General features: G+C 67.8%; 11 protein-coding genes and 1 pseudogene. 6 read left to right on the plus strand and 6 right to left on the minus strand.

Features of this window, described 5'->3' with window-relative positions; all coding sequences use genetic code 11:
- Nucleotides 1-63: 63 nt before the first annotated feature.
- The gene (gene rimO, locus Q0907_RS07635; RefSeq protein WP_299343014.1) at nucleotides 64-1,422 is read left to right on the plus strand and encodes a 30S ribosomal protein S12 methylthiotransferase RimO; all 1,359 of its coding nucleotides are present in this window, start codon (nucleotides 64-66) and stop codon (nucleotides 1,420-1,422) included.
- Nucleotides 1,419-2,248: pseudogene (locus Q0907_RS07640) on the plus strand (DUF3025 domain-containing protein). The gene rimO and the pseudogene Q0907_RS07640 overlap by 4 nt, the downstream one beginning before the upstream one ends.
- 3 nt (nucleotides 2,249-2,251) lie before the next feature.
- Here Q0907_RS07640 and greB read toward each other — a convergent pair.
- The 3 genes from greB to Q0907_RS07655 are packed head-to-tail and all read right to left on the minus strand — an operon-like array spanning nucleotide 2,252 to nucleotide 4,798.
- Nucleotides 2,252-2,755: a transcription elongation factor GreB gene (greB, locus tag Q0907_RS07645; RefSeq protein WP_299343016.1), complete on the minus strand. Its 504-nt coding sequence runs from the start codon at nucleotides 2,753-2,755 to the stop codon at nucleotides 2,252-2,254.
- A gap of 1 nt (nucleotide 2,756) precedes the next feature.
- Nucleotides 2,757-3,155 (minus strand): copper resistance protein NlpE N-terminal domain-containing protein, encoded by a 399-nt coding sequence (locus Q0907_RS07650; RefSeq protein WP_299343018.1) that lies wholly within the window; start codon nucleotides 3,153-3,155, stop codon nucleotides 2,757-2,759.
- 8 nt (nucleotides 3,156-3,163) lie between these two features.
- Nucleotides 3,164-4,798, minus strand: coding sequence for a helicase HerA-like domain-containing protein (locus tag Q0907_RS07655; RefSeq protein WP_299343019.1), 1,635 nt, complete (start codon nucleotides 4,796-4,798; stop codon nucleotides 3,164-3,166).
- Between the two features lie 3 nt (nucleotides 4,799-4,801).
- Between Q0907_RS07655 and Q0907_RS07660 the strand changes: the two genes are divergently transcribed.
- Nucleotides 4,802-6,382 carry a transglycosylase SLT domain-containing protein gene (locus Q0907_RS07660; protein WP_299343020.1) on the plus strand — a complete coding sequence of 527 codons (1,581 nt, stop codon included), beginning with the start codon at nucleotides 4,802-4,804 and terminating at the stop codon, nucleotides 6,380-6,382.
- A 61-nt stretch (nucleotides 6,383-6,443) separates the two neighbouring features.
- On the opposite strand, the gene Q0907_RS07665 is transcribed toward Q0907_RS07660, so the two are convergent.
- The 3 genes from Q0907_RS07665 to Q0907_RS07675 form a co-directional block, all read right to left on the minus strand.
- On the minus strand, nucleotides 6,444-6,983 hold the full coding sequence (locus Q0907_RS07665; protein ID WP_299343021.1) for a transposase: 540 nt from the start codon (nucleotides 6,981-6,983) through the stop codon (nucleotides 6,444-6,446).
- A gap of 274 nt (nucleotides 6,984-7,257) precedes the next feature.
- The gene (asd, locus tag Q0907_RS07670) at nucleotides 7,258-8,103 is read right to left on the minus strand and encodes an archaetidylserine decarboxylase (RefSeq protein WP_299343023.1); all 846 of its coding nucleotides are present in this window, start codon (nucleotides 8,101-8,103) and stop codon (nucleotides 7,258-7,260) included.
- Nucleotides 8,100-8,753, minus strand: coding sequence for an SCO family protein (locus Q0907_RS07675; protein ID WP_299343025.1), 654 nt, complete (start codon nucleotides 8,751-8,753; stop codon nucleotides 8,100-8,102). The genes asd and Q0907_RS07675 overlap by 4 nt, the downstream gene beginning before the upstream one ends.
- 140 nt (nucleotides 8,754-8,893) lie before the next feature.
- Here Q0907_RS07675 and prmB point away from each other — a divergent pair, with 140 nt between their 5' ends.
- From prmB to Q0907_RS07690, 3 genes are all read left to right on the plus strand, one after another.
- On the plus strand, nucleotides 8,894-9,823 hold the full coding sequence (prmB, locus tag Q0907_RS07680; RefSeq protein ID WP_299343027.1) for a 50S ribosomal protein L3 N(5)-glutamine methyltransferase: 930 nt from the start codon (nucleotides 8,894-8,896) through the stop codon (nucleotides 9,821-9,823).
- Between the two features lie 130 nt (nucleotides 9,824-9,953).
- On the plus strand, nucleotides 9,954-11,057 hold the full coding sequence (aroC, locus tag Q0907_RS07685; protein ID WP_299343029.1) for a chorismate synthase: 1,104 nt from the start codon (nucleotides 9,954-9,956) through the stop codon (nucleotides 11,055-11,057).
- Complete coding sequence (locus Q0907_RS07690) at nucleotides 11,050-12,090, plus strand: D-glycerate dehydrogenase (protein WP_299343031.1); 1,041 nt, start codon at nucleotides 11,050-11,052, stop codon at nucleotides 12,088-12,090. Before aroC ends, Q0907_RS07690 begins: the two co-directional genes overlap by 8 nt.
- The last annotated feature ends 21 nt before the right edge of the window (nucleotides 12,091-12,111 follow it).

Genomic DNA, 12,111 nt, shown 5'->3' on the forward strand with positions numbered 1-12,111 from the left:
AACGGGCCGCCCGGGGCGGGGCGCTATAATCCGCGGCCCGTACACGCCGCCGCCGTACTCCCCATGTCCCTGCAGAACCCCAAGGTGGGCTTCGTCAGCCTCGGCTGCCCGAAAGCCCTGGTCGATTCCGAACGCATCCTCACCCAGCTCCGCGTGGAGGGATACGACATCGTGCCGACCTACGACGCGGCGGACGTGGTGGTGGTGAACACCTGCGGGTTCATCGATTCCGCCGTGGCCGAATCGCTCGACGCCATCGGCGAAGCGATGAACGAGAACGGCAAGGTCATCGTGACCGGCTGCCTGGGCAAACGCCCGGAGCAGATCCGCGAGCAGTACCCGGATGTGCTGTCGATCAGCGGTCCGCAGGACTACCAGAGCGTGATGGAAGCGTTGCACGCGGCGCTGCCGCCGAAGCACGATCCCTTCGTCGACCTGGTGCCAGACTACGGCGTCAAGCTGACGCCGCGGCATTACGCGTATCTGAAGATTTCCGAGGGCTGCAACCACCGCTGCAGCTTCTGCATCATCCCGTCGATGCGCGGCGACCTGGTGTCGCGCCCGGTCGATGACGTGCTGCGCGAGGCCGAGCGCCTGGTGCGCGGCGGCGTGAAGGAACTGCTGGTGGTGTCGCAGGACACGTCGGCCTACGGCGTGGACGTGAAGTACGCCGAACGCGAATGGCGCGGCAAGGTGTACCAGACGCGGATGAAGGCGTTGTGCGAGGGCCTGGGCGAACTCGATGCCTGGGTGCGCATGCATTACGTCTACCCGTATCCGCACGTCGACGACGTGATTCCGTTGATGGCCGAAGGCAAGGTGCTGCCTTACCTGGATATTCCTTTCCAGCACGCCAGTCCGCGCATCCTCAAGCTGATGAAGCGTCCCGGCGCCGTCGACAAGACGCTGGATCGCGTGAAGCGCTGGCGTTCGATCAGCCCCGACATCACCCTGCGCTCGACCTTCATCGTCGGCTTCCCCGGCGAGACGGAGCAGGAGTTCGAGGAGCTGCTGCAGTTCCTCGATGAAGCGCAACTCGACCGCGTCGGTGCGTTCGCCTACTCGCCGGTCGAAGGCGCGGCGGCGAACTTGTTGCCGGATCCGGTGCCGGAAGAAGTGAAGCAGGAGCGCTTGGCGCGTTTCATGGAGAAGCAGGCGGAGATCTCCGCCGCGCGCCTCGAAGCGAAGATCGGCACGGTGCAGCAGTGCCTGGTGGACCTGATCGAGGACGATATCGCCGTCGCGCGCTCGAAGGCCGATGCGCCGGAGATCGATGGCCTGGTGCATATCCAGAATGGCGGCGAACTGGGGCTGCGCGTCGGCCAGTTCGTCGACGTGGAAATCACCGAGAGCGACGAGCACGACCTGATTGGCGATGCCATCTCCACGGCCAGCCGACCGCTCGACGTCAAGGTGCTGTGACCGCGCCGGCGACGGGCGCGCATGCTGGCAATGGCCGGCGCCGCTTCGTCGCCCCCTTGCGTGGACAGGTGGATGCCGCATGTTTCCGGCATCCGCTGTTCGACGGGTACGGCGAGTACCGGGACCTGCTGACGGCCCCACTGGCCCGACATAGAAGCCCTCAACGCGCGGATGCCGATCTCCGGGCCTCGTTTCGCGAGACAGGCAGGATGCCGGCTTGCTTGCCGACGGGCTTCACTACGAAGCACGGACCGCGCAGGGGTGCATCGCCACGCGCGCGGATAACTGGCATGACCTGTTCAACGCGATGGTCTGGCTGCGTCATCCGGCGCTCAAGCACGCGCTCAACCAGCAGCAGTGCGGGCACATCGCGCGTATGGGCTCGCGTGAGCGCAGTCCCGCGCAGCAGGCGCTGACCCAGTTCGATGAAAGCGGCGTCATCGTGCAGGTGCGCGATGCTGCACTGCTGGATCTGTGGGATCGGCACGACTGGGCGGCACTGTTCCATGCGAACGCCGCGCGCTGGCACGACGGCGGCATCGCCGTTGCTGCGGTAGTGGGCCATGCGCTGATGGAGCAGGTGCTGGTGCCCGGGCGCTTGCTGGTCGGCAAGTGTCTTGTCGTGTTCGGTGATCAGATCGATGTGATCGCGCGCGTGGTCGAATCGATCTTAGCGGGTGCGATCCTCACTGCGCCAAGCGAACTGCGTCCGCTGCCACTGGCCGGCATTCCCGGATGGCACGCAGGACAGGATGCCGCGTTCTACGGGCAGGAGGACTACTTCCGTCCGTTGCGGGAAGGCCGAGTTTATCCACGATCGTTGTGACGATCAGCTCGCGTAGCTGACATCCACCAGCACGAAGTGGGTAATGCCGCCGGGGAGTTCGACCGAGAATTCGTCGTCGACGCGCTTCTTCAGCAACGCGCGCGCGAGCGGCGAATCGATGCTGATCCAGCCGCGCGTCGCCTCGGTCTCGTCGGGGCCGACGATGCGGTAACGCGAGGTTTCGCCGCTGGCGATGTTTTCCAGCTCGATGGTGGCGCCGAAGAACACGGCGTCGGGATCGCTGGGCGCGGTGTCGACCACGCGCAGCACTTCCAGCCGCTTGCTCAGGTAGCGCACGCGCCGGTCGATCTCGCCGAGCTGCTTCTTGCGGTAGGTGTACTCCGCGTTCTCGGAGCGGTCGCCCTCCGCGGCGGCGGCGGCCAGGGCCTTCACCACCTCGGGGCGGCGCACGCGCCACAGATCGTCCAACTCCGCCTTGAGGCGGTCGTGGCCTTCGCGGGTGATCAGGGCGGTGCTCTTCTCGCCCGGTGGGCGCCAGCGCGACACGTCAGCGTTCTCCGGCGGCTTGCGCGCGCCGCAACGTGCGCCCGCGCGGATCCTCGACCGGCTCGATGCAACTGCCCGCGGTCAACACCAGCAGATCGTCGTCGTGGATGGCGAACTCCTGCGCAGGTCCACCGTCTTCCGGCGCGAGCTGCACGCAGGTGCCGTTCCAGGTCACCGACCAGCGGCCGGCGCGCATGGGTGCCGCCTGCAAGTCGTCCTGGCAGTGCGCTTCCAGCGCGTATCGGCCGTCAGCCCCCAGGTCGAGCAATACGTCCTGCGATGCGCAGGTTTCCGCCGGCAGGCTGCCGAAGAACGTGCCGGCGAACGTCGACGGCGCCGGATTGGCGGCGGAAGCCGCCAGCGACAACGCGCAGGCCAACGGTACGAAACTCCACTTCATGCGCGTGATCAGCGACGTCCGCCAAAGATGCTGCCCAGGATGCCACGCACGATCTGGTTGCCCAGCTTGGTGCCGACCGTGCGCGTGGTCTGCTTGGCCATCGTCTCGATCATGCCCTGGCGACGCTTGGTGCCGAACACTGCGTCCTTCACGGCCTGGCCGAAGCCGCCGGCGTCGGGATCGTCCTGCTCGGTCTTCGCGGGTGGCGCCTGGGCGGCCTGCGTGGCGGTCTCGGCGCGCTTGGCGAGCATTTCCGCAGCGGACTCACGATCGACGCGGGTATCGTACTTGCCACCGACAGGGCTGCCGTTGCGCACCTGCTGGCGTTCGCCTTCGTTGATCGCGCCCATCCGGCAGCGCGGCGGCGACACCATCGTCTGCTGCACGGGCGAGGGGATGCCCTTGTCCTGCAATGTCGACACCAGCGCCTCACCGGTGCCGAGCTTGGAAATCGCCTGGGCCACGTCGAGTTTGGGATTCGGCACGAAGGTCTCGGCGGCGGTCTTCACCGCCTTCTGGTCGCGCGGGGTGAACGCGCGCAGCGCATGCTGCACGCGGTTGCCCAGCTGGCCGAGGATGTTGTCGGGCACGTCGTCCGGGAACTGCGAGCAGAAGTACACACCGACGCCCTTGGAGCGGATCAGGCGCACGACCTGCTCGATGCGCTGCTGCAGGGCCGGCGGGGCATCGTCGAACAGCAGGTGGGCTTCGTCGAACACGAAGACCAGCTTGGGCTTGTCCAGGTCTCCCACTTCCGGCAGCATCTCGAACAGTTCCGACAGCAGCCAAAGCAGGAAGCTGGAATACAGGCGCGGCTTCAGGATGAGCTGGTCGGCGGCGAGGATGCCGATCACCCCACGCCCGTCGGTATTCGTGCGCATCAGGTCGGCCAGTTCCAGCGCCGGCTCGCCGAAGAACATCTCGCCGCCTTCCTGTTCCAACCGCAGCAGCGCGCGCTGGATGGCGCCGACCGACTGCGTGCTCACCAGGCCGTAACTGGTGGAAATGTCCTTGCGCTCGGCGGCGACCAGGCCCAGCAGGGCGCGCAGGTCTTCCAGGTCCAGCAGCAATAGCCCGCGGTCGTCGGCGAGCTTGAACACGATGTCGAGCACGCCGCTCTGGGTGTCGTTGAGTTCGAGGATGCGCGAGAGCAGGGTGGGGCCCATCTCGCTGACGGTCGTGCGGACCGGATGGCCCAGCTTGCCGTAGAGATCCCAGAAGATCACCGGATTCGCGGCCGGCGCGTAGTCGGCGATGCCGATGTCCCTGGCCCGCTGCATGACGCGCTCGCTGCCATCGCCGGCGGTGGCGAGTCCGGCCACGTCGCCCTTCACGTCGGCCATGAACACGGGCACGCCCATGCGCGAGAAGCCTTCGGCCAATGTCATCAGCGTCACGGTCTTGCCGGTGCCGGTGGCGCCGGCCACCAGGCCATGGCGATTGCCGAACTTCGGCTGCAGCGTGACCGGGATGTCGTCCGTGATGCCCTTGCCCAGCAGGATCGGATCCATGTGCAACCTCGCGTGGTGATGGCGCGATTCTAGCGGCTGGAAACCGCCTCCGGGATAAAGCGCTGAGACGCGTGACCTTGCCCCGGTCGCGCAGCCGGGGCTACCCTCCCGGCTCACACTCTGGATGCACACCTGATGTCGCTTGCGGTTCCTGCCTGTCTGCGCCTGTGGCCCGTTGCGGTCGCTCTTTCCCTCCTGCTGGTCTCCCCGCCTTCGCTGGCGCAACGCGTGTCCGCGAAGGATCGCGCCGCCGCGCAAGCGCTGGAACAGCGCATGGGCGCCGCCGAGAAGCGTTACCGCGACGGTCTGGTGCTGGTGGCCAACAGTGATCCGCGCGGCGCTACCGAGAGCGACGCCGCACTCGAGGACATGGAGGACGTGCTGGCGGCCTGCGTTCAGCAGCGCGGCTGCCAGGTGCCCACGCTGCTGGCGACCTACAAGCGCCTGCTGAAGGGCAACGCCGATGCGCAGGGAGAGGGCACGGGAGACGAGGGCGAGACCCTCGACGCACTCGACGATGGCACCGACCACGCGGTGCCGGCCAGCGCCGCCATCCCCGAAACCGCACGCACCGCGGCGCTGCTGAACGACCAGCGCCATGCGTTCGACCGCATGGTCGAGTACAACCCGGCCATCCAGGCGGGCATCCGCCGCTGGCTGACCGACATGCGCCCGGCGCTGATCGACAGCTACGAGAACTATCAGAACATGCGCGCCGAGCTGTATCCCGCCTGGGAGCGCAGCGGCCTGCCGGAAGCGCTGCTGTTCGGCATCATGGCGAAGGAATCCAACGGGCGCGTGCATTCGACCTCGCGCGCGGGTGCGGCAGGGCCCATGCAGTTCATGTTCCACACCGGCGCCCGTTTCGGTCTGGGACGCGATGCGAGTGGCTTCGACACGCGCTACGACCCGTACGCCTCCGGCCAGGCCAGCGCGGAGTACATGAACGAGCGCATGCGCGGGCTCAACAACAATATCGAACTGGCCCTCGCGGCCTACAACGGGGGCGAGGGACGGGCTGCGCGCGTGTTCCGCGAGAACGGCGGCCTGGGCTTCTGGGACGATGTGGTCTACAGCCAGTTCCCCGGGGAGACGCGCGACTACGTGCCGATGGTGATCGCGGCGGCATGGCTGTTCCTGCACCCGCGCCAGTACGGACTGGAGTTTCCGAAGGTCACCGCGCAGCCGGCGACGCTGAAGCTGGCGCGCGACGCATCCATCTATGAGCTGACCATCTGCCTGGGCAATGGCGGCACGCGCGAGGGCTACATGCGCACGCTGCGCAACCTCAACCCGCGCTACCAGCCCGAGGCATGGATCCCCGCCGGCACCACGCTCAAGGCCAACGCGCGCATCGCGGGCCTGTACACGCGCCACTGCATCAGTGGCCCCCGCGCGGAACTGGCGCGCACGCTGGTGAGCGCCGATCCCGCAGCCGCCATCCGCCGCGCCTCGCGGACCGGCAATGTCGCCGTCGGCGATGTGACCCCCGTGGCCGGCGTGCCGACCACCGTCGCCTCCGGCGAGCCGCAACCAGCCGAACCGAAGGCGAAGCAGGCGCGGGATTACCGCGTCGCGAAGGGCGACACGCTGGGGCGCATCTCGCAGCGGTTCCAGTGCGATCTGAAGAAGCTCGCGCAGGCCAACAGGTTGAAGGCGCCGGCGTACGCCGTGCGGCCGGGGCAGGAGCTCAAGCTGGAAGGCTGCAGGAAGTAGCGTGCGCTATCCGCACGACCGGATGGTGCCGACTTTTTTGCAGTCGTGCGCAAGGCGCACGCTACGGTTCGCCGGCGTCGACGGTGTCCATGTCACGGGCGGCTCGCCAGTCCGGAGGGTAGGTGCCCGCGCGGAGGTGCCGGGCGAAGCTCGAGTAAGGCCAGGATACGGCTGCGTCCACATGGCCATGTTTAACCGGATTGAAGTGGATGTAGTCGACATGCCGCCGCAGGTCGTCGGCGTCACGAATCAGGTGCTCCCAATAGCGTCGCTGCCATAGCCCGCTTTCACGACGTGCGACCATCGAGCAGGCGCGCGCCATCGGCGGTAGGCCCGCCAGCTGGGACGTCCTGCGCTTGATGATCGACCAGCGTCGCGGATAGTCCGTATCGCCTTCCGGAAGTGTCCAGATCACATGAAGGTGGTCCGGCAGGATGACCCAGGCCGGCATCGAGAACGGCAGCATTTCCCGAACTTCGCGCATCGCTATGCCGAAGGCCGAGATGACGCGAGGGTCAGTAAGCAGGGGGCGTCGTCGTGCCGCCGCGGCGGTGAAGAACCACGTCGCGCCTGGCTGGAACACACGTCGGAACGTCGCCATCCTTGGCCACCTCTCGGAAACAGACGGTCATGATGACGTCCACGTGGCGCCGGCGCTATTAACAATGCGCGTCGGACAGGAAAGGGACTTGGTTAAGATCGCCTAGAGTGAGAGATGCACCGCGCGGTCGTTCGCGTGGCGCACGCTAAGATTCGGGCGGAGCGCGTGGTCCACCCAGCGTACGCTGCGCGCACGACGATGTGATGCATGGTGGGATCTTGTACGCGGGGTTACATCGTGCAGTCGTGCGCAGGGCGCACGCTACGGAGCAAGGTTATTGCCGCAGCTTCGCGAGCGCCTGACCCAGTCTCACCGGCGATTCCGCCTTCAGCTCTGGCACGAGCGTCGCCACGCCCGGCGGCAGCAGCACGATGACGGTCGAGCCGTAATTGAACCTTGCCATCTCCGCGAACCGTTCCAGCGTGATGCCCTTGCCGCGGTAATCCTTGCGGGTGATGGCAGTGCCATAGGCGGGAATCTCTTCGCCGCTCCACACCGTTTCCACGCCGGAGACGAGCAGGGCGCCGACCATCACCGACACCATCGGTCCGAAATCGGTGTCGAAGTGGCAGACCAGTCGCTCGTTGCGCGCGAACAGGCGCGGCACGTTCGCCACCGCATCGGTGCCGACACTGAAGAGGCGGCCGGGCACGTGGACCGTTTCGCGCAACGTGCCGGTCCACGGCATGTGCACGCGGTGGTAGTCGCGTGGCGACAGGTACACGGTGGCGAACACGCCGTGGCGGAAGGGTTCCGCATCCGCCGCGTCGCCCAGCAGCTCGGCGGCGGTGAACGATTGGCCCTTGGCCTGGAAGATGCGGCCATCCTCGATGGGGCCGCACTGGCTGATGTGGCCGTCGGCCGGCATCAGCAGCGCGCGCGGGTCGGCATCGGCAACCCGTGCGCCCGGCCTCAGTGCGCGGGTGAAAAAGGCGTTGAAGCTCGGGTAGGACAGGGGGTCGGGATTGGCGGCTTCACCGAGGTCGACATTGAATTTCCGCGTCACCGTATCGATCAGCCAGCGGCTGACGCCTGGCGAGGTCGAATAGGCCAGCCGGCGCGCCAGCGACGACAGGAAGCGGTGCGGCAGTACGTAGGTCAGCGAGGTCAGCAGGCTCATTTCGACGCCGCCTCGGTCAGCGCGCGCATGTCGGCGGCGATCGCCCTGGGCTGGAATGGCGGGCGGATCAGCCCGGCCAGGCGGCCCTGCGGGTCAAGTACGCCGATCGCGGACGAGTGGTCCATGCTGTAGTCGTTCGGGTTCTGTTCGAAGCCTTCCCCGGGGACCTTCATGAAGACGAAGCCCAGCGACCTGGCGAAGTTCTCCAGGGTCGGGATGTCGGCCGTGGCTGCCATCGTGTCGGGATGGAAGGCGTGGGCGTACTCGCCGATGCGGGTCGGCGTGTCGCGCTCGGGGTCGACCGAGACGAACAGCACGCGCGGGCGGGTCGAGTCGGGCAGGTCCTTCCACTGCGCCTGGGCCTGTGCCAGCTCGGCCAGCGTGGTCGGGCAAACGTCGGGGCAGAAGGTGAAGCCGAGGAAGACGAGCGTCCAGTGGCCCTTCAGTTCCCCGTCGGTGAGCTGGGTGCCGTCGGACTGGCGCAGCGAGAATGGCGGCAGCGGCCGCGGCTGCGGAAACAGGGTCACCGTCTGGGTCGCTGGCCATTGCGTGGCGGGCGTGACGGGGCCGAAGAATTTCTGCGCGGCCAGCAGGCCCAGGCCGGCGGCCAGCGCCAGGACGAGGATGAGGCCGATCTTCTTGTTGAACATGCGCTGGGGATTCCCACGATGGAAGGGCGCGGCCACACGGGCCGGGGGCCGCATGGGCGCGGCGGCAAGGCGGCCATGATACCGGGGCAGCCCCTATAATCGGCGGCCTTCGCCGTCCCGGCGTCTTCACAAGCCTTGCCATGACCGCCGACGTCGCCGCCGAACTGCACACCATCATCGACCTGATCCGGTACGGCGCCAGCCGCTTCAACGGGGCCGGCCTGACCTTCGGCCACAGCTACGACAACGCCCTGGACGAGGCGTCGCACCTGGTGCTGCACACGCTGCACCTGCCGCCGGACCTGGGCCCGGCCTACGGGCAGGCGCGCGTCACGGGTGCGGAGAAGGCCCAGGTGCTGGCGCTGTTCGAGCGACGCGTCAGCGAGCGCATCCCGGTCGCCTACCTGACCGGCGAGGCCTGGTTCGCCGGCCTGAGCTTCAAGAGCGATGCCCGTGCCCTGGTGCCGCGTTCGCCGATCGCGGAACTGATCGAAGCCGGCTTCGAGCCCTGGCTCGGCGGCCGCGACGTCACCCGTGCGCTGGACCTGTGCACAGGCTCCGGCTGCATCGCCATCGCGATGGGCCACTACAACCCGGACTGGCAGGTCGACGGCGTCGACATCAGCGACGACGCCCTGGCGCTGTCGGCGGAAAACAAGGCGCGCCTGCTGGCCGACAACGTGCAGTTCCTCAAGTCCGACCTGTTCGCCGGCCTGACCGGCAGGCACTACGACCTGATCGTCACCAACCCGCCCTACGTCACCAACGACGAGACCGACGCGCTGCCCAGGGAATATTCCTTCGAACCGGAACTTGGCCTGCGCGCCGGCGACGACGGGCTGGACCTGGTGCTGAACATCCTGCGCGATGCGCCGCTGCACCTGAGCCAGGACGGCCTGCTGATCTGCGAAGTCGGCGAGTCCGAGCGTGCACTGGTCGCGCTGCTGCCGGACGTCGAATTCGCGTGGATCGAGTTCAAGGTGGGGCAGATGGGCATCTTCGCCGTCGAATGCGCCGAACTGATCCGCCACAACGCGCAGATCAGCGCGCTCGCCGCCACGCGGAAGTAGCGCGTCTCGCACACGGTCCGCGGCGGTTGCGCCTGCAACCGTCGCGGCCAACGTTGGCGCACTGCACAATAGGGCGCCCGGCGTGCGATGCTTCAACGCCCGGCAGGGTGGTTCCACAGCGGAGCGGCGCTTGAGCAGCAACAGTTTCGGAAAACTCCTCACGGTCACCACGTTCGGCGAATCGCACGGGCCGGCGATCGGTTGCGTCGTCGACGGCTGCCCGCCGGGGCTGCACATCGCGCCCGAGGAGTTCCGTCACGACCTGGAGCGCCGCGCGACCGGCAAGTCGCGGCACACCTCCGCTCGCCGAGAGGCCGATGAGGTCGAGATCCTCAGCGGCGTCTACGAGGGGCGCACCACCGGCACGCCGATCGCGCTGCTGATCCGCAATACCGACCAGCGCAGCAAGGACTACGCCGACATCGCCCGGCAGTTCCGCCCGGGGCATGCGGACTACACCTACTGGCAGAAGTACGGCATCCGCGACCCGCGCGGCGGCGGACGCTCTTCCGCACGCGAGACCACGATGCGCGTGGCCGCGGGCGTGATCGCCAAGAAGTGGCTGCAGCAGCGTCACGGCGTGAGCGTGCGGGGTTACCTGTCGCAACTCGGGCCGATCACCCCCGAAGGCTTCGACTGGAGCGCGGTGGAGGACAACCCGTTCTTCTGGCCGCACGCGGCGCAGGTGCCGGCGCTGGAAACCTACATGGACGCGCTGCGCAAGTCGGGCGATTCCATCGGGGCGCGCGTTAACGTCGTCGCCTACGGCGTGCCGCCCGGCTGGGGCGAGCCGATCTACGGCAAGCTCGACGGGGATCTCGCCGCCGCGCTGATGAGCATCAATGCGGTGAAGGGCGTGGAGATCGGCGACGGTTTCGCGGCGGTTACCCAGAAGGGCACCGAGCATCGCGACCTGATGACGCCCGACGGGTTCCTGTCCAACCACGCGGGCGGCATCCTTGGCGGCATCTCCACTGGCCAGCAGGTCACCGCGTCCATCGTGCTGAAGCCGACGTCCAGCCTGCGCCTGCCGGGCGCGACCGTGGATGTGGACGGCAATACGGTAGATGTCATCACCACCGGTCGCCACGACCCCTGCGTCGGCATCCGTGCCACGCCCATCGCCGAGGCGATGATGGCGCTGGTGCTGATGGACCAGGCGCTGCGCCATCGCGCGCAGTGCGGTGATGTCGGCGTCGTGCCGCCGCAGGTCCCCGGCAGCCTCGATGGCTGAGTCGCGGCCGCGCGTCTGGGTGTCGCAGCCGCTGTTCGACGACATCGTCGAGCGGCTGGATGCGCACTTCGACGTGCGTTCGACCCCGGAGGTCATCGAACACGCACCCCAGGCCATCGCCGACGCGTTGCGCGACAGCGCGGGTGCGCTGGTGACGCTGAACGAACGCATCGGGGCGAAGGAAATCGGCGCCGCCACGCAGCTGCGCGCGATCGCCAACGTGGGCGTGGGCTACAACAACCTCGATGTCGACGCGTTGACGCAGGCCGGCATCGTCGCCACCAACACGCCGGACGTACTCACCGAGACCACGGCCGATTTCGGTTTCGCGCTGCTGATGGCCACCGCGCGCCGCATCACCGAAGCCGAGCGCTGGCTGCGCGAGGGGCAGTGGCAGCAGTGGTCCTTCAGCACGTTGCTGGGCGCGGACCTGCATGGCAGCACGCTGGGCATCGTGGGCATGGGTCGGATCGGGCAGGCCATCGCCCGCCGCGCGCGCGGCTTCGGCATGCGCGTGCTGTACCACAACCGCAGCCGGTTGCCGGACGTGGTCGAGCGGGAATGCGGTGCGGAATACGCGAGTTTCGACGATGTGCTCGCCCAGGCCGACCACATGGTGCTGGCGCTGCCGTACGCGCCGCAGGTCCACCACCTGGTCGACGCGGCCGCGCTGGCGAAGATGAAGCCGACCGCCACGCTGGTGAACATCGCGCGCGGTGGCATCATCGACGAGGTCGCACTGGCCGATGCGCTGGGCAACGGACGCTTGGCCGCCGCAGGCCTGGACGTCTACGAAGGCGAACCCGCCGTGCGGCCCGAACTGCTCGTGCTGCGCAACGTGGTGCTGACGCCGCATATCGCCAGCGCCAGCCTGGCCACGCGCCGCGCGATGGTGTCGCTGGCGGTGGACAACCTGATCGCCGCGCTGGGCGAGGGTCCGGACGCGGGTCATCCGCCGACGCCGGTCAATCCGGACGCGCTGGCCATCGCCGGCACCATCAAAACCACCATCGCCAAACGACAGGGAGCCTGAGGCACGTCCGCAGGTTCCCCG

Origin of the sequence: uncultured Pseudoxanthomonas sp. (assembly GCF_947498795.1) — a bacterium.
In the GTDB taxonomy this organism is placed as follows: Bacteria; Pseudomonadota; Gammaproteobacteria; order Xanthomonadales; family Xanthomonadaceae; genus Pseudoxanthomonas_A.